General features: G+C 69.0%; 14 protein-coding genes. 6 read left to right on the plus strand and 8 right to left on the minus strand.

What is annotated here, in order from left to right; genetic code table 11:
• The first annotated feature begins 164 nt into the window (after positions 1–164).
• On the plus strand, positions 165–3,197 hold the full coding sequence (locus G4D83_RS19580) for an amino acid adenylation domain-containing protein (protein WP_163866317.1): 3,033 nt from the start codon (positions 165–167) through the stop codon (positions 3,195–3,197).
• Here G4D83_RS19580 and G4D83_RS19585 read toward each other — a convergent pair.
• The 3 genes from G4D83_RS19585 to G4D83_RS19595 all read right to left on the minus strand — a co-directional run bounded on the left by G4D83_RS19585 (position 3,194) and on the right by G4D83_RS19595 (position 5,065).
• Positions 3,194–3,829 carry a hypothetical protein gene (locus G4D83_RS19585; RefSeq protein WP_163866318.1) on the minus strand — a complete coding sequence of 212 codons (636 nt, stop codon included), beginning with the start codon at positions 3,827–3,829 and terminating at the stop codon, positions 3,194–3,196. The two genes, G4D83_RS19580 and G4D83_RS19585, sit on opposite strands and share 4 nt — an antisense overlap.
• A 69-nt stretch (positions 3,830–3,898) precedes the next feature.
• On the minus strand, positions 3,899–4,705 hold the full coding sequence (locus G4D83_RS19590) for a hypothetical protein (RefSeq protein WP_163866319.1): 807 nt from the start codon (positions 4,703–4,705) through the stop codon (positions 3,899–3,901).
• A gap of 87 nt (positions 4,706–4,792) precedes the next feature.
• A complete protein-coding gene (locus G4D83_RS19595; protein ID WP_163866320.1) occupies positions 4,793–5,065 on the minus strand; it encodes a hypothetical protein in 273 nt (90 codons plus the stop codon).
• 239 nt (positions 5,066–5,304) lie between these two features.
• Here G4D83_RS19595 and G4D83_RS19600 point away from each other — a divergent pair, with 239 nt between their 5' ends.
• Positions 5,305–7,578: a zinc-dependent metalloprotease gene (locus G4D83_RS19600; RefSeq protein ID WP_163866321.1), complete on the plus strand. Its 2,274-nt coding sequence runs from the start codon at positions 5,305–5,307 to the stop codon at positions 7,576–7,578.
• 194 nt (positions 7,579–7,772) lie between these two features.
• Positions 7,773–8,255 carry a flagellar hook-length control protein gene (locus G4D83_RS19605; RefSeq protein ID WP_163866322.1) on the plus strand — a complete coding sequence of 161 codons (483 nt, stop codon included), beginning with the start codon at positions 7,773–7,775 and terminating at the stop codon, positions 8,253–8,255.
• 62 nt (positions 8,256–8,317) lie between these two features.
• Here G4D83_RS19605 and G4D83_RS19610 read toward each other — a convergent pair whose 3' ends face one another.
• Both G4D83_RS19610 and accC read right to left on the minus strand, forming a co-directional pair.
• The gene (locus G4D83_RS19610) at positions 8,318–8,827 is read right to left on the minus strand and encodes a biotin/lipoyl-containing protein (RefSeq protein ID WP_141643121.1); all 510 of its coding nucleotides are present in this window, start codon (positions 8,825–8,827) and stop codon (positions 8,318–8,320) included.
• Positions 8,828–8,854: 27 nt separating this feature from the next.
• Positions 8,855–10,378 (minus strand): acetyl-CoA carboxylase biotin carboxylase subunit, encoded by a 1,524-nt coding sequence (gene accC / locus G4D83_RS19615; RefSeq protein WP_163866323.1) that lies wholly within the window; start codon positions 10,376–10,378, stop codon positions 8,855–8,857.
• A 156-nt stretch (positions 10,379–10,534) separates the two neighbouring features.
• On the opposite strand from accC, the gene G4D83_RS19620 reads away from it, so the two are divergent.
• A complete protein-coding gene (locus G4D83_RS19620) occupies positions 10,535–14,350 on the plus strand; it encodes an MYXO-CTERM sorting domain-containing protein (RefSeq protein WP_163866324.1) in 3,816 nt (1,271 codons plus the stop codon).
• 74 nt (positions 14,351–14,424) lie between these two features.
• On the opposite strand, the gene G4D83_RS19625 is transcribed toward G4D83_RS19620, so the two are convergent.
• From G4D83_RS19625 to G4D83_RS19635, 3 genes are all read right to left on the minus strand, one after another.
• Positions 14,425–15,036 (minus strand): hypothetical protein, encoded by a 612-nt coding sequence (locus G4D83_RS19625; RefSeq protein ID WP_163866325.1) that lies wholly within the window; start codon positions 15,034–15,036, stop codon positions 14,425–14,427.
• 120 nt (positions 15,037–15,156) lie between these two features.
• On the minus strand, positions 15,157–16,719 hold the full coding sequence (locus G4D83_RS19630) for an acyl-CoA carboxylase subunit beta (RefSeq protein ID WP_163866326.1): 1,563 nt from the start codon (positions 16,717–16,719) through the stop codon (positions 15,157–15,159).
• A 50-nt stretch (positions 16,720–16,769) separates the two neighbouring features.
• A complete protein-coding gene (locus G4D83_RS19635) occupies positions 16,770–17,477 on the minus strand; it encodes a Coq4 family protein (RefSeq protein ID WP_205522663.1) in 708 nt (235 codons plus the stop codon).
• 222 nt (positions 17,478–17,699) lie between these two features.
• On the opposite strand from G4D83_RS19635, the gene G4D83_RS46860 reads away from it, so the two are divergent.
• Both G4D83_RS46860 and sitA6 read left to right on the plus strand, forming a co-directional pair.
• Positions 17,700–18,857, plus strand: coding sequence for a site-2 protease family protein (locus tag G4D83_RS46860; RefSeq protein ID WP_163866327.1), 1,158 nt, complete (start codon positions 17,700–17,702; stop codon positions 18,855–18,857).
• Between the two features lie 198 nt (positions 18,858–19,055).
• Positions 19,056–19,805, plus strand: a complete 750-nt coding sequence (gene sitA6, locus G4D83_RS19645) for a SitA6 family polymorphic toxin lipoprotein (RefSeq protein WP_476703753.1) — start codon at positions 19,056–19,058, stop codon at positions 19,803–19,805.
• Positions 19,806–19,808 lie beyond the last annotated feature (3 nt).

Consider the following 19,808-nt stretch of genomic DNA (forward strand, 5'->3'; position numbering starts at 1 on the left):
ATTGACATCTCGAATGGCGTGTTTGTATTTTGATTCCCGCAACTATTTTCGCGGCGACGCGGGCTTGTTTGTCTTTTGACGAGGAGGGCGCGATGTCCGAGGGCATGATTTTACTGAATGTTTCGCGGTTGGGTCGGTTTGATTCATTTTCGCGAGACTCGGGGTTGTCTGAACTGTGGGCTCGTCAGGTGGAGGCGCGGCCGGAGGCCATCGCGCTGCGGCAGGGGGTGAAGCGCGTCACGTACGACGCGCTGAATCGGCGCGCGAGCCAACTGGCGGGAGCGCTGCGAGACCTGGGCGTGGGGGAGGAGACGCCGGTCGCCGTGGGGCTGGGGCAGGGCATCGAGGCGATTGTCGCGCAGGTGGCGCTCTGCAAGCTCGGCGCGACGTGTGTGCCCGTCGACCTCCAGCACCCGCCGGAGCGCATCGCCTTCGTGTTGAAGGACAGCGGCGCGCAGGTGCTGCTCACGGGGACGCTGGCGGACGAGGCGCGCTGTGGTGAGGGGCCCGCGAAGCGGCTGTGCCTGGAGCGTGACGGAGCCCAGGTCGCGGGGCGGTCCGACGTCCTCGTGGCGCCGCCAGGCGATGGGGGGCGCAGGACGCATGTGCTCTACACCTCCGGGACGACGGGCCGGCCCAAGGGCATCGAGCTGGTCGCGCGTGGCATCCGCCGGATGGTGGTCGACACGGATTACGTGTGCATCGACTCGACGGACCGGGTGGCTCAAATCTCCAACCACGCGTTCGACGCGGCGCTGTTCGAGGTCTGGGGCGCGCTGCTCAACGGCGCGTCGCTGGTGCTGCTGCCCAGGTCGAGCGTGCTGGACGCGACGGTGTTTCGCGACGCGCTGCGGGAGACACGCGTCTCCGTGCTGTTGATGACGACGGCGCTGTTCAACCTGGTGGCGCAGGGCTGCCCGGACGCCTTCGGGCAGCTCAAGTATCTGTTGGTGGGCGGTGAGCGCGCCAATCCGCGCACCTTCCGCGCGGTGTTGGAGAGCGGGCCTCCCGCGCACCTGCTCAACGTCTATGGCCCCACCGAAGGGACGACCATCACCACCGCGCACGAGGTGACGCGAGGGGACGTGTTGTCAGGCTCCGTGTCCATCGGCCGGCCCACGCGCTACACCCAGGCCTTCGTCCTGGGGCCCGACTTGCGTCCGGTGGAGCCCGGCGGTCCGGGGGAGCTGTGCATCGCCGGAGCGGGGCTGGCGCGCGGCTACCTGGACCGGCACGAGCTGACCGGGGAGCGCTTCCCCATCGTCTCGGAGCTGGTGCCCGGATCGCCGCTCCGGCTGTACCGGACCGGGGACCTGGCGCGGTGGCGGGAGGACGGCACGCTGGAGTTCCTGGGGCGCGCGGACTTCCAGGTGAAGCTGCGCGGCCATCGCATCGAGTTGGAGGAGGTGGCCCGGCTGCTGCTGGAGAGCGGCCTGCTGTGGGATGCGGTGGTGACGCTCCAGGAGCGCGCGGACGGCGAGAAGTCGCTCGTGGCCCATGTCGTTCCGAAGACGCCGTCCGCGGGCACGGGCACCGCGCTCCAGGACGCACTGCGCGCCCGCGTGCCGGAGTACATGGTGCCCGCGCGAATCCACGAACTGGAGCGCCTGCCCACCACGGTGAATGGCAAGGTCGACCGGGACGCGCTCCCGTTGGAGTCGTCACCGCGAGGCACGGCCGGGCCCGCCGCGTCGGGCTGGGCTCCCGAGGACGCCCTGGCCGGGGAGGTGGGCGCGGTGTGGGCCGAGCTGCTGGGGCTGGAGTCGCCCTCGCTGGAGGATGACTTCCTTCGCCTGGGTGGAAACTCGCTGCTCGCGGCGCGTCTGGTGATGCGGCTGCGCGAGCTGTACGGCGTGGGGTTGTCGGCGTACTCGCTCTACGAGGCGCGCACGCTGGCGGCGTTCCTGGACGTGGTGCGGCGGGCGCGCTCCGGCGTGAGGGAGCCTGAACGCGCGGAGGACGGACCGGAGACGTGGCGGGCGGATGCGCGACTTCCCGAGGACCTTCGCCTGTCCACCGGGCAGCCCGCGCTCAGCGCCGTCCCGTTGGAGGTGATGGACCGGGTCTTCCTCACGGGGGCGACGGGCTTCCTGGGGGCCTTCCTCCTGAGGGACCTGTTGCGCACGACGCGCGCGCGGGTGGCCTGCCTGGTCCGCGCCCGGGACGTGGAGACCGGATACACGCGGCTGCGTCAGGCCCTGGAGAAGTACGGCCTCTGGGAGGCGTCCTTCGTGGGGCGGCTGCAGCCGGTGCTGGGAGACCTGGGCTCTCCGTTGCTGGGCCTGTCGCCCTCGGAATTCCACGAGCTGGCCGCGCGCGAGGAGGCGCTGTTCCACGTCGGCGCGCATGTGAACTACGTGCAGCCCTACTCCGCGCACCGGGCCGCCAACGTGGATGGGACGACGGAGGTGTTGCGGCTGGCCATGCAGGGCCGGCCCAAGCCCGTGCACCACATGTCCACCATCGCCGTGTTCGGCCCCACCGGGTACTTCAACGGCCTCGCGCACGTGCGTGAGGACGAGGACCTCGACGCCCATGTGGAGTGCCTGCGCTACGACATCGGCTACTCGGCGAGCAAGTGGGTGGCGGAGCAGCGGGTGTGGGAGGCCGCGGCGCGCGGTGTCGCGGTGAGCGTCTACCGGCCGGGCTTCATCATGGGCGACAGCCGCACGGGCGTCGGGAACGCCGACGACTTCGTGGCCCGCTTCATCCGGGGCTGCATCCAACTGGGGGCCGTCCCGGACCTGCCACGGCAGCGCAAGGAGTTCGTCCCGGTGGACTTCGTCAGCCGCGCCATCCTGGGCATCGCCTCACGCGAGGGCGCGGTGGGCAAGGCGTACCACCTGGTGCCGCCGCGTCCCGAGGACTCGGTCGACATCAATGACTTCTACACGCTGCTGGACCGCTGCGGTCATCCCCTCCCGCGCGTGTCCTACAAGGAGTGGGTGGGGCGGCTGATGCGCGACGCGCGCGTGGCCGACAACCCGCTCTGCCCGCTGGTGCCCATGCTGTACGAACAGGTCTACGCGGGCGAGGCGACGCGCTGGGAGCTGTACGAGGACATGCCGGTGTACGACGCGCACAACACACTCCACGCGCTGGAGGGGGATGACGCCGGCTTCCGGAAGATGGATGAGGAGCTGCTGGGGCGCTACCTGGCGCACTGGCAACGCCTGGGGCTGCTCCCGGCCGCCTAGCGACAGACGCGCGTCTTCATGCCGCAGGGGATGTCGAAGCTGCCCGCGACGCGGATGTTGCGGACGGTGACGCCGGGCTTGTTCGCCGAGTCGTGCGTCCGGGCGTTGAAGGTGAAGGTGCCCGCGACGCCGGTGCTGTCGAAGCGGGTGAGCACCAGCACGCCCGGCTCGGTGAGCATGTAGTTGATGCCCTTGAGGCGCAGCGCCACGGGGAGCTGGCCGCGCTTCTCCTCGAAGGTGACGAGCGAGTACGTGCCCGGCTTGAAGGGGACGCTCTCCTTCGTGTTCGTCCCGGGGAGGATGCTGAGGCTGCCCAGCGCGCCGTCCGAGGCGCTGATGCAGTGCAGGGACAGCGGGCCCACCAGGCCCCCGCCGCGCGCCGCCTGCTTCTCCAGGTCGGCCTGCGTCTTGTTGGGGGTCTTCTTGGACTTGCTGGCGACCTTCGCGAGGAGCTGACTCATCTCCTCCGGTGACACCCAGTGGTCCGAGGTGGCGGATTGGGTTCCGCCCTGGCCCGTGAAGGCCATCTGCACGCCGCCCATCACCCGGACCTCGCAAGTGCCCTCGCGCTTCGCGGCGAGCGCGGGCAGACAGAAGAGGAGCGCGAAGGCGACGGTGGCGGCGTGTCGCATGACGGCGAGCCCTGGGCAGGGGGCGACCTGGGTTGCGGGGCGCCCGGTGGAGTCCAGGACTCTAGAACGTCACGGCGCCGGTGAGGCGCTCTTCGGGGCGCTTCCATCCGGCGGCCGGTCGATTTCCTCGGCGGGGAAGTTGGCGGCGGCTTCCAGGTAGCGGGGCGGTTGGACCTTCCGCCGCTCCCTGCGGTTGAGGTCCTCCGGCTCCACGAAGGTTGGCTCCGCGCCAGCGGCCTGCTCCACGCGGGCCCCGTCGCAGAAGTGCCACGTGGTGCCGCCCGCCAGGCCCTGGCGGGCGTAGAACACCGTCGCCTCGCCCACCTTCGGGTTGGCCGTGCACCACGTGCCGCGCGCGGTGCTCTCGCGCTGGGGCGTCTCTTCCTTCCACTTCTCCTGGGCCGTCCGCAGGGCCGCGGCCGCGAGCACGGCGTCGGACTCGGCCAGCCGCGCCCGCGCCTCCTTCAGCAGCTCCTGGCCCCGGCGCGAAATCTCCGGGAAGGCGCCCTTGTCCTTGAACCCGCAGCGCGCCAGGCCCCGGAGGTTGCCCTCGTGGACGTCCAGCACCTTGGGCAGCGAGGCCTGCGCCTCCTTCAGGAGCTCTACCTGCTGCGCGTGCTCCAGCGCGCGGGGATTGGAGAGCTGCTCCGTCCCGTTGACGAAGCGCGCCAACAGGCCGTTGACCGCCGTCAGCTCGTCATTCAGCCAGCGCTGCTCGGCGTCGCACGGGTCGGACTTGGCGCCGCCATAGTCGCGGAAGTCCGCGCGAGACATTCCCAACGTGTAGTGCTGAACCGGGGGCGCGGGCCGTGACGCGCACGCCGACAGCGCCGTGCCCAGGGCTGTGAGCAGGACTCTCCGACGAAGTGACTTCATGGCGCTCCAGTCTGCCATGTAGTTTGCGTGCAAACAAACCAGGACGGAGACTGGAGCGCCGTTCGTACTGCGAGTGTACGGGAGTGATTAAAGCGGGCAGATGATGGGTCCGCGGCTGCCGCAGACATTGCGCTGGATGAACCAGTGGTTCAGCTCCGCGCTCCAGTACGAGGCCATCTGGATGCCGCTGTTGCAGCGGACATACGGGCCCGGGACGAGGCAGTGGAGGTCCTCGTTGTACTCCAGGGCCGCCTGGCTCTCGCCCAGCGCCGGGGCCTGCTCGTCGAGTTCCGCCTCCACGCCGCCACAGCCCGTGAGCAGCGCTCCGGCGACCATCAGTCCCTTCAGCCAGTTCCGCATCCGTCCCTCCTGGTGGATTGAATCGGGGGGTTACGCAGATACAAAAGTGACTGGGATTCATTTGTCGCGAGGCGGCGTTCCGCTTCTTGTCGATGGGGTGGGGGAGATGGTTGTCCGGTGAGGGGTATCCAGGGGTTGGAGGGGGCCGGCTGGGAAGTTGGAGGAAGGGCGCCGTTCTCCGGACCAGGGCGTGTGTTCCACGCGTCCTGGAGCCTGGAACCTGGAACCGGAGATGCACGATGCGCGAACGGAAGGTCTTGCCGAGAGGCTCGTTGCTGGGCGCCCTGTTGCTGTCGCTGCTGTGGGGCCCGGGCTGTGGTGACACTGGAGTGCTTCCCGCTGTCGAGGCGGGCCCTCCCGAGGAGGGGGCGGCGGAGGAACTGGACGGGGACTTCGTCGCGGTGCCCCGGACGGTGGGCGCGGAGGTGAAGCGCCAGGCGGAGCAGAAGCTGGAGGGCGTGGTGGAGGACTCGGGCACGAGCTTCTACCTGGCCATCCGCAAGAGCGAGCTGGGGCGGCGGTGGTTCCTGTCCGCGTACCTCACGCAGAACCACCCGGGGGGCGTCTACTACAACGCGGCCAGCTCGCTGGGCACGCGGGTGGTGAGCTTCAAGGAGCAGAACGGGAAGCTGTTCGTCCTGGACGTGGATGACCGCAAGGTCATCAGCGACGTGTTCGAGCCCCAAGTCCTGGTGGAGGCGTACCCCATCGTCACGGACCATGCGCCGTTCAACCGGCGCCGGGGCTCGGACAAGTACGTGCTCATCGACCCGGCGGCGGGGTTCAACCGCTTCGGGGTGATGGGGGACTTGAACGCGGGCCTGTCGCAGGCCCACTTCCAGGTGGAGCTGAGCTTCGCGCAGCGGCTGCGGCCCGTCGCCGATGGCGTCACCTTCGAGCAGGTCTTCACCGGCTACTCGAACCTGCCCGACGACCTGGCCCACTACTTCCTGGAGGAGAACCCGTTCCGCACGTCGGGCACGTTGAGCGTGGCGCTGCGGCGCTACCGGGAGAGCCCGGGCTACGTGCCCACGCCGCCGCCGGACGTGGAGCACTACTTCCTGAGCCAGGAGAAGCTGATTCCCAACACCGGCAGCTACACGGAGCAGGTGGCCTCCAAGTGGGCCATCTACCCGGGCATGACGCCCATCCGCTGGAACATCACCTCCAGCATCCTCACCGTGCAGAATGACCCGCGCTTCCAGGAGTACGACGTGGTGGGCGCGGTGAAGCGGGGCATCGAAAACTGGAACACGGCCTTCGGCTTCACGGCGCTGGAGGCGGTGGTGGCGGACGGCTCGCGCGACTTCGGCGACGACGACAAGAACTCCCTCATCTTCGACCCGGACCCGTGGACGCCGTTCGCCTTCGCCAACTGGCGCTCCAACCCGAACACCGGCGAGGTGCGGGGCGCCAGCGTCTACGTGAGCAACATCTGGCTGGAGACGGCGCACCTGGACTTCGAGGGAGACGTGGACGCGCTCGCCGCCGAGCGGCCCGTGCACCCGCTGCGCCTCACGTGGTCCGGAATGGGCGGCCAGTCCCTGTGTGACATGCGCAAGGAGGCCCGGGTGGCCAGCACCGAGGCCGCCGGACTGGCGCCGCCGGGCACGCCGCTCACCAAGAAGCAGAAGGTGGAGGCCCGCCTCACCCAACTGGTGCTGCACGAGATTGGGCACACGCTGGGGCTGCGCCACAACTTCGCGGGCTCCAACGTGTACGACGGCAGCGCCGCCGGACTGCGCTCCAGCTCGGTGATGGACTACACCTCGGACCTGGACAGCGTGTACGGCGACATGCCGGGGCCGTATGACGTGCAGGCGGTGCGCTACCTCTATGGCCTGTCACCGGACCTGCCCACGTATGACTTCTGCACGGACCCGGACACGCGCGTCGACCCCACGTGCAACCGGTATGACCGCTTCGACGAGCCGCTGACGAAGTTCTACGTGCCCGCCTTGCACCAGGCGCTGGCTCAATTGACGGCCGCTTCATCGGCGATGTACCCGCGGCTGGCGTACCTCTTCAACACGAGCGCCAACTCGGTGTTCCAGTTCGTCCGGGCGGGGGATGCCTCGACGCAGGTGCTCGCGTACCAGCTCGCGCTGCAGACGGTGCGGCCTCCGCTGGTGGTGCCGCCGGGGGCGCCCGCGCTCCATGCGCAGCGCGCGGATGACCTCGCGCGGCGGCTCTTGTCCCGGCTGTATCTGGACCCGGCGGCGGAGCGGGGCGTGTTCGCCGCGAACCCGTCCAACGCCACGGCGCTGCTGTCCGCGGTGCTCACGGACGTGCAGGCGATTCTGTTGAACACGGATGGGGTGCGAGGCTACGCGTCGCGCAGGACGATGGTGGACATCCTGAAGGCGCAGCAGACGCTGGCGTCGTACTCCACGCTGGTGTCGGCTCGGGACACGCTCACCGCGCGGCTTCCGTCCCTGGGCGCGGATGACCGCTTGCAGACCGCGGACCTGATTGCCCGCATCACCGCCGCGCTGTCGCCGTACTACCGCTGACGCGGACAGACTTGGGGCTGGGAGCGGCCCGTGCGGTGTGGGCCGCTCCCGGTGCGGGTCGAACCCGGGCCCAGCCCGGGGGGCCGGTCAATGCCTTGCGGTGGGCGGTGCGGACGGTTGTCTTGATTTACTGGCGGGTGGCGGTGAGCCTGTCTTGCCTGTCTACGTCTGGTTTTTCAGGCAAGAGAGAAGACATGATGAAGGAATTCAAGAGCCCGCTCTGGTTGCTCCTGTTCTCGCTGATGCTGGCGCCCGATGCCTGGGCCTCGGGTGGCAAGGGAATGACGTGGGGGACGAGTGGCCACGCCGCCGGGGTGGACCATGTGGGGTGTCTGAATTGCAATCCCTATACGGGGGACATGGTGTGCTCGGCCGTGCTGCCCGTGCTGTGTATCAAGCAGGACGGCTCGCCTGTCCCGCCGGGCATCACCCCGGACTTCTACAATGGCTGGGCGAAGGGGAACATCGCCACCACCCTGCCCGTGTCGGGGACGTCCCTGACGAGCCTGGTGGTCGCAAACCAGATTTGCGCGAGTGCTTTCGGCACGGGGTGGCGCATGGCGGAGTTCCATGACGGCAGCGGCGGCTGGAGCTGGTTCGCCTATGGGAACGTGCGCTCTGACCTGCGCTACTGGACCTACATCAACGACCAGAATGGCAACTGCTGGAACCCGTAGTCCTTCACGGGGGAATCGGGGCGGCGCGCGAGCACCCTGCGCGCCGCTCCCGACGAAGGCCGCTACTCGACGATGACCAGCTTGGCGTTGTTCTCCACGGTGGTGCCTTCCTTGGCGAACAGCTCGGTGACCTTGCCCGCCTTGGGGCTCTTGAGCTCGTTCTCCATCTTCATGGCCTCCACCACCACCAGGCCCTGGCCTTCCTTCACCTCGTCGCCCACCTTCACCAGCACCTTCACCACCTTGCCGGGCATGGGCGCGGTGACGAGCTGCTTGCCCTCCACGGAGAAGGCGGCCGTGCCCGCGCGCAGCCGCAGCCGGCGCTCGTCCGCCACGTCGAAGCGGCTCACCTGCCCGCGCAGGAGCACGCCGACCTCGTCGCCGCTCTCCTCGAACTCGGCGCTGTAGGACTGGCCGTCCACCAGCATGCTCATGGTGCCGTGCTCCAGCGCCAGCGCGTCCACCTGGTAGGTGACGCCGTTGACGGTCAGCTTGTACCTGTCGCCCCCGAGGGCCTCCAGGTCCACCGGCACCGCTTCCTTCTGTCCCTGCTGCTTCGTGAAATAGCGCATGGAAGTCTCGTGAGCTCGGGGGTGGGGTTACCGGCGGCGGGAGCGCAGCGCCAGGCGCCACGGGCTGATGCGACCACTGCTCGCGTCGGCCGCGTCCGCCTTGCCGCCGGGCAGCTTCTTGGCGCGCTTCGTGTCGCGCTGGTGCGCGTACACCGCGCTGGCCAGCAGGGCCATCTCGCTCAGCTTCGGGTCCTCCACGCCTTGGAGCGTGGTGTGCTCGCGGCCGAGGAAGCCCGTGTCGTAGTCGCCCTCGATGAACTCGGGGTGCGCGAGAATCGCGCGCAGGTAGCGGATGTTGGTGGTGATGCCCTTCACCACGTACTCGGACAGCGCGCGCTGGGCCCGGGCAATCGCCTCGCGCCGCGTGGGGGCCCACACGGACAGCTTGGAAATCATCGGGTCGTAGAAATTGGGCACCGTGTAGCCGGGGAACACGCCCGAGTCGTCGCGGACGTTGGGGCCGCCCGGCACGCGCAGGTACGTGATTCTTCCCGGGCTGGGCATGAAGTTGCGCGACGGGTCCTCCGCGTACACGCGCACTTCAATCGAGTGGCCACGCGGCGTGGGCGCCTCCAGGAGCGGCAGCTTCTCACCCTCGGCGACCTTGATTTGCAGCGCGACGAGGTCCAGCCCCGTCACCCACTCCGTCACCGGGTGCTCCACCTGGAGGCGGGTGTTCATCTCCAGGAAGTAGAAGTTGCGGTGTACGTCGACCAGGAACTCCACCGTGCCGGCGCCCACGTAGTTGACGGCCTTGGCCGCCTTCACCGCGACCTCACCCATCTGCGCGCGAAGCTCCGGCGTGAGGATGGGGCTGGGCGTCTCCTCGACGACCTTCTGGTGCCGACGCTGCGCCGAGCACTCGCGCTCGTTCAGGTGGATGACGTTGCCGTGCGTGTCGGCGAACACCTGGATTTCGACGTGGTGTGGCTTCTCGAGATACTTCTCGATGTAGACGGCGTCGTTGCCGAAGGAGTTGAGCGCTTCGCTCTTGGCGGAGCGCCACGCGGACTCGAAGTCGCCCATGCCTTCCACGCGGCGCATGCCCTTGCCGCCACCGCCGCCGGCGGCCTTGAGCATGATGGGGAAGCCAATCTTCTGGGCGTACTCGCGGGCCTCGGCCTCGGTGGCGATGGGCTCGGTGCTGCCCGGGACGACGGGCACGCCGACCTTGATCATGTTCGCGCGGGCGCGGGTCTTCTCGCCCATGGCGTCCATGGCGGAGGCGGGCGGGCCGATGAAGGTGATGCCGGCCTCTTCACAGGCGCGCACGAAGGAGGCGTTCTCCGAGAGGAAGCCATAGCCGGGGTGGATGGCGTCCGCGCCGGAGGCCTTGGCGGCGTCGAGGATGCGCTGCTGGACCAGGTAGCTCTCGCGGGAGGGCGGCGGCCCGACGAAGAAGGCCTGGTCCGCGGTGCGGACGTGCAGGGCGGAGCGGTCTGCTTCCGAGTACACCGCCACCGTGGCGATGCCGAGTTCCTTGCAGGTGCGCATCACCCGGATGGCGATCTCGCCGCGATTGGCGACGAGCACTTTGCGGATCTTGGGCATGGCCGCCCGTCTACCACGGGCCGACCCGTTTTGCGTGGGTTGGATGGGGTCCTCCTCCCGCCCCTGGGACGGGGGCAACCCACCCCCTGAGTGGCTCGTGGGGCGCGCCGGGGATGCGGTAGGCTGCACGGCGGGGCCGTACAGGAAACACTCTCCATGCACTCGTCGTCCGTCGTTCCCTCCCGGCTCTTCACGCTGGGAGGTGGGGCCCTGCTCGCCGTGTGGCTCCTTCTGTCCGCTTGTCAGCGGTCGTCCGAGCCAGCGGTGCCGACCGGGGTCTCCCTTCCGCAGCCGGCCTCCGCGGTGTCCGCCCCATTCGACGTGATGGGTGTCGTCCGGCGTGTCGGGCTCTCCTTCAAGTCCGAGGGCACGCGCTTCGTCGGCGCCCAATCCACATATGCCGTGGAGGTGGGCGGGGGCACGGTGACGTTCATGCCCGGACTCGCAGGTCTCCAGAAGTCCGTGGGGGCGGGCTTGTCGCTGGAGACGGTGAGCCTGGGGCGTGGGGCGCGAGGGCCGCTGCCGGCGGCGCGCATGGAGGCTCTGGAGGATGGTGGGCTTGTCCTGCACAGGGGCTCGGTGAGGGAGCTGCTCCGCAACACCGAGGTGGGAGTGGAGCAGTCGTGGGCGCTCGCGGAGAAGCCCATGGGAGAAGGCCCGTTGGTGGTGCGAGTGCGCGCGCGAGGCCAGCGCTTCGCACGCGCATCGGAAGCGGGCCTGCACTTCGCGCCCGAGGGCGGTGGTCCCGGTGCGCGCTATGGGCTGGCGACGTGGGTGGATTCGCGGGGTGTTCGCACGCCGCTGCCCGCGCCCCGCTTCGAGCGCGGCGAGGTCGTGCTGGAGGTTCCCGCATCGCTGCTGGAGTCCTCCACGTATCCCGCCGTGCTGGACCCGCTCGTCTCGCCGGAGTCGGAGGTGGGGGAGCCGCTGCCGGGGCCGACGACGGGCGCGCAGCAGGAGCCCCGGGTGGCGTTCGACGGGACGAACTACCTGGTGGTCTGGCAGCACTCGGAGACACCAGACTTCGTCTCCGGTTCCCTGTGGTCCATCCGCGCCGCGAGAGTCTCCCGGACGGGGCAGGTGCTGGACATGGTGGGCTTCGTCGTCTCCAGCGACGTGGCCTCCGCCGAGCGCGATGAGCAGGAGCCCTCGGTGGCATTCAACGGGACGGATTACCTTGTCGCCTGGACGACGGGCTCCATGATTCGCGCGTCGCGCGTCTCGACCTCGGGCGTGGTGCTGGACCCCAACGGCATCACGGTGCTTCACGGTGCTGGAAAGCGGGGCGCGCCGACGGTGGCCTCGGACGGTCAGGGCTTCCTGGTGGTCTGGCGTGACGATGAAATGTATGGCCCGTCCACGGCGGGAATCCACTCCAAGCGGGTGTCGGGCGCGGGGGCGGTGCTGGACAGCACGGCGCTGACCCTCACGACCGGAGCCCTCAGCAAGGCACGGCCCGCGCTCGTCTTCATCCAAGGACGCTACCTGGTGGTCTGGGAGACGTCCTACTCCAGTGCCACCAGCGACTTGATGGGGCGCACCCTCTCTCCTCAGAACACGGTGACGGCGTCCTTCACCGTCACGTCAGCGGCGGGGAATCAGCGTCGACCGGCGCTGGCCAGCTACGGGACGGGAGTGCTGGTCGTCTGGGAGGACCTGCGTGGCGCGCGGCAGGTGTATGGCGTTCGCCTGGCTCCGGATGGAACCCGTCTGGATGTGGCGGACCTGCCCCTGGGGGGAACGTCCCTGGCGTACCCGCTGTGGCTCGCGGCGGCGTTCGACGGAGTCAATGTCCAGGTGGCCTGGACGGAAGAGCGGTCCAGTATCGAGAGCACCCAGGTGAAGGGGTTCCGAGTGAGTCCCGCGGGGACCCGGCTCGATATCGCCTCGGGGGTGGTCCTGGGCAGCGCCACCCAGTTTGTCGGCCCGCCCGCGATGGCCTCGGATGGAGAGCAGGTGCTCCTGACCTGGGCGGACCGCGTGTATGGGATGGCCGATGTTTGTGGCACGCGAGTGGGACGGGATGGCGTCGCGCGGGACGTTCCGCCGCGCATCCTCTCCCTGTCGTTCAACGGCGAGGCGCAGCCCTCGGTGGCCTTCAACGGTGAGGTCTACCTCGTGGTCTGGCGTGACGTGCGCGGGGGCGAGTACAACATCTACGGCGCCCGGGTCGAGCGCTCCGGTAGGGTGCTGGACCCGACGGGCCTGCCCATCGCGCGGAATGCCGGAGCCAAGATCGATCCGGCGGTGGCCGCCAGTGCCACGGAGTTCTTCGTCGTCTGGGCGGACTACCGGGATCGCAATTCCGGGTGGGACATCTTCGGAACCCGGGTGCGCAAGGATGGGGCCGTGGTGGACCCGACGGGAATCCTCCTGAGCGCGCCGAGCACCAACGACGAGATGGATCCTCAGGTGGCCTCGGATGGCCGAGGCTTCCTGGTGGCGTGGACCCGCTACAACTCCATCAGCAACTCCGCGCGCGGGGTGTTCGTGCGGGACGGCGTCGTCGGAGCGCCCATTACCTTCTCCTCGGCTGGGGGCGTACATGACGTGGCGTTCCTGGGGCAGCAGTACCTGGTGACGTGGATGGGGGGATGGAGCGCCATGGGGACTCGGGTGTCGAACACGGGTGAGGTGTTGGATGTCGGAGGGCGCCTCCTCGTCACCAGTCCGGGCAGGATTGCCAGCCTGACGCTCGCGGGGCGCGGGCAGGGAGGCGGGTTGTTGGTGTGGCATGACTCGGTCTCGCAGTCGTTGAACGCCGCGCGCCTGACGGAGGAGGGGGAGGCGCTGGAGCCGGAAGGATTTCGAGTCTCGAGCGGGGTGCCCCTCATGCTCAGAGGTGACAAGGACTTGCGAGTTGCGTTCGATGGAACGAACTACCTGGTGGCGTGGCGCACGCCGACCGAGTTCCATGGTTCGGTGTATGGCAACCGCGTGAGCCAGGCGGGCGCGGTCCTGGATGGCGAGCGCTTCCTCATCGCCGACGACCCCCGGATTCAATACGGCCTGTCGCTTGCCTCGGATGGAGAGGGACAGACGCTGGTGACGTACAACCGTGCCGGGGTGCCGCCCCAGACGGAGCAGGTGAAGATGCGCTTCGTCCACTCGTTCCAGCAGGGGCGTGCGTGCGCGGTTGGCGGGGAGTGTGCCAGTGGCTTCTGTGTGGATGGCGTGTGCTGTGACAGCGCCTGCGGTGGTGGCCTCGCCACGGACTGTCAGGCCTGCGGTGTGGCGAGCGGGGGCGCGGTGGATGGGGCGTGTGGAGCCGTCATCGAGGTGAATCGGACGTGCCGGGCTTCGGCGGGCGTCTGCGACGTGGCCGAGGTGTGTGACGGCATGGCGCTGGAGTGTCCCGAGGACATGCTCTCGGCGGATGGCGCGGCGTGCGACGACGGCAATGCCTGTACGCGAAGTGACTCGTGCCACGCGGGTGCATGCACTGGAGCGGACCCGGTGATGTGCGGCGCGAGCGATGCCTGCCACGCGGAGGGAAGCTGCAATCCGTCCACGGGCGCGTGCTCGAATCCGGAACTCGAGGATGGAAGTGCGTGTGCGGGCGGCGCCTGCGAGTCCGGCGTGTGCGTGCCCACGCCTGATGCGGGCAGTGCTCCGGACGCGGGTACCGAACAGGATGCTGGCGCCCAGGACGCAGGCGCCTCCGACGCGGGAACCACACCTGACGCGGATTCGGGCTCATCGCCTCGGGACTCAGGTACCGAGTCTGATGCCGGTCCTTCTCTCGACGCGGGGGCGAGTGACTCGGACGCCGGCACCGGGTCCGACGCGGGTTCTTCTCTCGACGCGGGCCCGGGGAACTCCGACGCGGGTTCATCACCCGGGGACGCTCCACCTCCGGAGGAGACGATGGGCTGCGGCTGCGGCGTCCCCGCCGGCTCCTCGAACCTGGGCTTGTTGACGCTCCTCGCGGGCGCAGTGCTCCTGCGCGCCGCGCGTCGTCGTCACCGGTGACACGCGGTCTCGCTCTTCGCCCTTCCTGGCCTCACGGTCCGGAAGGGCGGGGTGATTCGCCGTCTGTCGCGGACCTACTTCCGGGCGCTGCGGTACTGCTCCATGTAGGCGCGCGCCTGGGTCAGCTTGGCCTCGACGAACCGGTCATCATCGTCCGGCTCCGGGGGCTTCGTGGGAGGGGCGTTCGTCTCCCCGCCGAAGTCCACCGCCGCCGCCAGGAGGTTTCGCGCGGTGTTGCCGCCGCCGAACATCCGCGCCAGCAAGCCCGTCTCCACGTCCAGCCAGCGAGCAGCCTGGCGCATGACGTCCAGCACCTCGCCCTCCACCGCCTTGGCGGGGCGGCCCGGGCCACTCACGCACGTGCGGGCATAGCTGTGCTCCCGGTCCACGAAGATGCCCAGCACGCGCTCCCGGAAGTCCTGGGACAGCGCCTGCGACATGGCGTCGAGCTGCTCCTCCAGGAAGGGCTGCTCGGACTTGCGGGCCTTGCGTCCGGGGGCGGGGGGCAGGGCCACCTCGGCGGCGTGCCAGCCCGTCTCGGCCAGCCCCTCCGGAGGGGCTTCCACCCACTTCACCTCCGGCACGGGCAGGTCCACCGCCTCGCAGACGCGTTTGAGCGTCTGACGCACGGCGGTGAGGTTTCCTTCGACGTCGGCGATAAAGAGAAGCAGTCGGCGGTGGGACAAATGGGGGTTCCTTTCCTGGCCACCTGAAAGCCCGCGCGACGCACGAGAATTTCCCGCGTCGCTTAAGCCTGCCTGCTCTCCAGCCGACGGAGAGCAGGCATCCAGGGGCCTGGAAGGAGTCTACAGCGGGATGTTCCCGTGCTTTCGCGGCGGGTTCTCCTGCCGCTTGTCTTTCAACATCTCCAGCGCCCGGATGACCTTGGTGCGGGTCTCCTCGGGCCGGATGACCTCGTCGATGTAGCCCAGCTCCGCCGCCTTGAAGGGGTTGGCGAACTTCTCGCGGTAGTCATTCACCAGCTTCGTGCGCTCGGCGGCGGCGTCCTGCGCCTTGAGCAGCTCGTTGCGGAAGATGATGTTGACGGCGCCCTCGGGCCCCATGACGGCGATTTCCGCGGTGGGGTAGGCGTAGTTGATGTCCGCGCGGATGTGCTTGGACGCCATGACGTCGTACGCGCCGCCGTACGCCTTGCGGGTGATGATGGTGATTTTGGGGACGGTGGCCTCGGCGAAGGCGTACAGCAGCTTGGCGCCGTGGGTGATGATGCCGCCCCACTCCTGGTCGGTGCCGGGCAGGAAGCCGGGCACGTCCACGAAGGTGATCAGCGGGATGTTGAAGCAGTCGCAGAAGCGCACGAAGCGCGCGGCCTTCACGCTGGCGTCGATGTCCAGCACGCCGGCGAGGAACGCGGGCTGGTTGGCGACGATGCCCACGCTCTTGCCGTTCATCCGCGCGAAGCCGATGACGATGTTGCGCGCGAAGTGTTCCTGCACCTCGAAGAAGTGCTTGTTGTCGACGACGGCCTTGATGATGTCCTTGATGTCGTAGGGCTTGTTGGGGTTGCTCGGGACAATCGTCTTGAGCGACTCCTCGGCCCGGAACGGGTCGTCGTCACACGGCTGGGCCGGCGGGTCCTCCTGGTTGTTGGAGGGCAGGAAGGAGAGCAGCTCGCGCGTCATGACGATGGCGGCCTGCTCGGTCTCCGCGGCGAAGTGCGCCACGCCGGACTTCTGGTTGTGCGTCAGCGCGCCGCCCAGCGACTCCTTCGACACCTCCTCGTGCGTCACCGTCTTGATGACGTCCGGGCCGGTGATGAACATGTACGAGGTGTCCTTCACCATCATGATGAAGTCCGTAATCGCCGGCGAGTACACCGCGCCGCCCGCGCACGGCCCCATGATGAGCGAAATCTGGGGCACCACGCCGGAGGCCAGGGTGTTGCGCAGGAAGATGTCCGCGTAGCCGGCGAGGCTCTCCACGCCTTCCTGGATGCGCGCGCCGCCGGAGTCGTTCAGACCGATGACGGGCGAGCCCACGCGGGTGGCCATGTCCATGATCTTGCAGATCTTCTGGGCATAGGCGCCGGACAGCGAGCCGCCGAAGACGGTGAAGTCCTGGGCGAACACGAAGACCTGGCGGCCCTCGACGGTGCCGTAGCCGGTGACCACGCCGTCGCCCGGAATCTTCTTGTCGCCCATGCCGAAGTCGGTGGAGCGATGGGTGACGAACTTGTCCAGCTCGGTGAAGGAGCCGGGGTCGAGGAGCAGGTCGATGCGCTCGCGGGCCGTGAGCTTGCCGGCCTCGTGCTGTTTGGCGATGCGGTCGGCACCGCCACCCAGCTCGGCCTGCTTCTCCATCTGCTGGAGGCGTGCGCGGAGGGGGTCCTTCTCGGAGGTCTCGTCCATGGGCCGCCCTCTAGCACGATTGGGCGGCTCGCGCGCTGTCCGGCTTCGGGTCAAGCCGCCCTGCGAGAGGGGTCCCTCTTCACCGGGGGCGTCAGGGCGGGGAGCAGGGCGTCCACTGTTGGCAGGTCCAGGCCGTAGCGCGCCCGAACGTCAACAAGCGGCACCTCCCACAGCTCGCGCCAGGGGGCGCCGAACACGGGCCGCGCCAGGCGCCCCAGCACCCAGCCCCGGGTGAGGGCCTGCATGCGCGCGTCGCGCTCGGAGAAGGCGTAGAGCAGGGTGTTGGCGAGGCCCCCGGTGAGGATGCCCAGCGCGAACGGGCTGCCCAGCTGCGCCAGGCTGAAGGCCTGGACGCCCAGCTCTCCGGCCACGTCAGTGCGAAAGCCGGTGAGCACGTGCCAGATGTCGTGGGACTCCAGCAGGTGGGCCCGGATGTAGTCCTCGTCGGTGTGGGCTTCGCGGTAGGGCAGGGCGGTGGGGTCCAGGCCATTCTGGGCGAGGTGGTCGGCGAAGACGCGGCCGAGGGTGCCTTCGGGCAGCGTGCGCAGCCTGGCGAGTGGCAGCAGGCCGACGCGGGGGCGCTCGATGAAGGCGCGCGCGGTGGTGGGGGATTGCATCAGGCGCTCCACCACGCGGCGCATGGCCATGGGCGGCGCGAGCACGCGGGCCAGGTCGATGATGTCCTGGAGGCGGTGGGGGTCCTGGAGCACTCGAACCATTCTCCAGGCTTCGCGCGCGAGCGTGAGGGGGTTGTGCATGGGGTCCTCCGGGGGATGGGGGACTCGGCCAGGGACCGAGCGGGAGCACGGTAGCCAGCGTTTCGCGGAGCGGGAGCGGGAGCGACGGTGGGGTGCTCGTGGGTGGACATCGCGTGGGCCCGGCAGCGGACACTCAGGAGGCAGACGGGCGAACGAGTCAATCCCGGCACCGTGCGCGCATCGGGTGCGGGATGGAGCTTGAAGGGGAGCAAGGAGGCGACGATGCGCGAGTCACGAGGTGCGTTGAAGTTGGGCTCGCTGCGGGGCATCCCCATCCGCGTCCACTATTCGCTGCTGCTCGTCCTGCCGCTGTTGGCGTACCTGTTCGGCGGCGCGTTCCGGCGGGCGGCGGAGGTGGCCAATGTGCCTCCGGAGCAGCTGATGGGTTCGCCCATCTTGTGGGGGCTGGGCGTGGCGGTGGGGTTGTTCGCGTCCGTCTTCATCCACGAGCTGGCGCACACATTCTACGCGCTGGCGCGGGGCGGGCAGGTGCGCTCGATTACGTTGATGATGGTGGGCGGGGTGTCGGAGCTGTCGGAGGCGCCGCCTCGGCCTCGGGACGAAGCGCTGATGGCGTTGGTGGGGCCGCTGACGAGCCTGGCGCTGGCGGGACTGTTCGGCCTGGCGACGTGGGGGGTGGAGGGGACGACGTCGTTCAACCTCCGGTTCGCGTGCTTCTACCTGGCGAGCCTCAACCTGTTCCTGGGGTTGTTCAACCTGCTGCCGGCGTTCCCGATGGATGGCGGGCGCGTCCTGCGGGCGGTGTTGACAGGGCGGTTGGGGGCGGTGAAGGCGACGCGGGTGGCGTCACTGGTGGGGCGTGGGTTCGCGGTGCTGTTCGCGGTGTGGGGCCTGGTGTCGTTCAATCCGTTCCTGTTCGTCATCGCCTTCTTCATCTTCATGGGGGCGGAGGGCGAGTCGCGGCAGGTGCGGATGAAGGCCTTGCTGGAGCGGGTGTCGGTGTCGGAGTTGATGACGCCGCGCGGGGCGGGGGTGGAGGTGGGGGCGCTGTTGGAGCAGGCGCTCTGGGATTTGCGACGCGAGCGGCAGACGGTGTTGCCGGTGACGGAGGACGGGCGGCCGGTGGGGCTGGTGGACGTGGAGGCGGTGCGCGCGGTGTCGGAGGCGGACCGGATCCATCGCCTGACGCGTGAGGTGATGCGGCCCGTGTTGGTGGTGCGGTTGGACGAGGATGGATGGCGGGCCGTGCGACAGCTGGCGGAGAACTCGGCGCAGTTGCTGGCGGTGGTGGATGCCGAGGGACGGCTGGTGGGGACGCTCGACGTCGATGACGTGCAGCGGGGGATGACGCTGGTGCAGACGCGCGAGGAGCGTGCCGAGCGTGATGCGCGGCGCTGGCGACAGGAGCGGCCGGCGTGACGGAGGGTCGAGCTTCCGAGGTGGTTGTGATTCGGAGGCTCGACGGGCGTGGGGTGGCAGCGCGGCCTGTGGCCTGGTCGATGTCGTTGCCGACCCTCTTGGCGTCCGCGTTGACGGGCAGGCGCTCCGGCGCGCTCGACGCGGGCGCGGCGCAGCTAACGAGGCGCCGCTGTCTCCCATGTCGGCATAATCGTCGCCATGTCCACGTTCCCGCGGCGTCCGGCGCTTCCGGTGCTCATGCTTCTGCTGGCGCCGTGTCTTTCCGCCTGCGGCACCTCCTCGCCCGCGCAGCGTGCGTGGGACGTGGCGGGGGCCAGGGAGGAAGCGGCATGCGAAGCTCCGGACACCGACGAGTGTGTCGTCTTCGCCTGTGATGGCGCGTTGGCTGAGTGTGGGCTCTTCGGGTGTGAAGATGTGGAGTGGGGAGAGGCCTCCCGGACTCTCCCGGAACACGCAGTGGTGCGTGTCAGTGGCGCATTTCGACCTGTGCGGCCTCCAGGCAGGCCGCCGCCGCGCGACTACAGGCGTTCGGGGATTCGCCAGGGTGTGCGGCCTCGGATGGTCTTCCACTTTCGCTACAGCTACGGCTATCTCCCCGCGTTCCCAGACCTGGGTGGCAGCAGGCTGATCAAACACCACCTGTTCCCACAAGAGGAACTGCTGGCGCGTTGGTTCACGCGGCATGGCATCAACATCCATGACTTCACGATGGTGGTGCCTGAGCACCTCCACTTTCGCGTTCACAATCCAGGTGGGCGTGGCGGACCTTGGAATGCGGCCTGGCGGGAGTACATGAATGCGAACCTGCATCGTCGCCGCATTCCGAAGGAGGAGCTGCTCCGCAAGGCCTTCGAGCTGGCATTTCGGTTCGACATCACGGGGCCCATCGTGCCCTACTACGGGCATCCCATTGCTCCACCGGGGCCCCAGCTTTTCACGGACCCTTGAGCC

It is taken from the genome of Myxococcus eversor, assembly GCF_010894455.1.
In the GTDB taxonomy this organism is placed as follows: domain Bacteria; phylum Myxococcota; class Myxococcia; order Myxococcales; family Myxococcaceae; genus Myxococcus; species Myxococcus eversor.

Bases quoted from the DNA above. Each gene is read 5' to 3' on its own strand.
- G4D83_RS19590 (WP_163866319.1), bottom strand. From the start codon at position 4,705: ATGAAGTCACTTCGTCGGAGAGTCCTGCTCACAGCCCTGGGCACGGCG.
- G4D83_RS19605 (WP_163866322.1), top strand. From the start codon at position 7,773: ATGATGAAGGAATTCAAGAGCCCGCTCTGGTTGCTCCTGTTCTCGCTG.
- G4D83_RS19595 (WP_163866320.1), bottom strand. From the start codon at position 5,065: ATGCGGAACTGGCTGAAGGGACTGATGGTCGCCGGAGCGCTGCTCACG.
- G4D83_RS19635 (WP_205522663.1), bottom strand. From the start codon at position 17,477: ATGCACAACCCCCTCACGCTCGCGCGCGAAGCCTGGAGAATGGTTCGA.
- G4D83_RS19620 (WP_163866324.1), top strand. From the start codon at position 10,535: ATGCACTCGTCGTCCGTCGTTCCCTCCCGGCTCTTCACGCTGGGAGGT.
- G4D83_RS19630 (WP_163866326.1), bottom strand. From the start codon at position 16,719: ATGGACGAGACCTCCGAGAAGGACCCCCTCCGCGCACGCCTCCAGCAG.
- G4D83_RS19610 (WP_141643121.1), bottom strand. From the start codon at position 8,827: ATGCGCTATTTCACGAAGCAGCAGGGACAGAAGGAAGCGGTGCCGGTG.
- sitA6 (WP_476703753.1), top strand. From the start codon at position 19,056: ATGTCCACGTTCCCGCGGCGTCCGGCGCTTCCGGTGCTCATGCTTCTG.
- G4D83_RS46860 (WP_163866327.1), top strand. From the start codon at position 17,700: ATGCGCGAGTCACGAGGTGCGTTGAAGTTGGGCTCGCTGCGGGGCATC.
- G4D83_RS19585 (WP_163866318.1), bottom strand. From the start codon at position 3,829: ATGCGACACGCCGCCACCGTCGCCTTCGCGCTCCTCTTCTGTCTGCCC.
- G4D83_RS19600 (WP_163866321.1), top strand. From the start codon at position 5,305: ATGCGCGAACGGAAGGTCTTGCCGAGAGGCTCGTTGCTGGGCGCCCTG.
- accC (WP_163866323.1), bottom strand. From the start codon at position 10,378: ATGCCCAAGATCCGCAAAGTGCTCGTCGCCAATCGCGGCGAGATCGCC.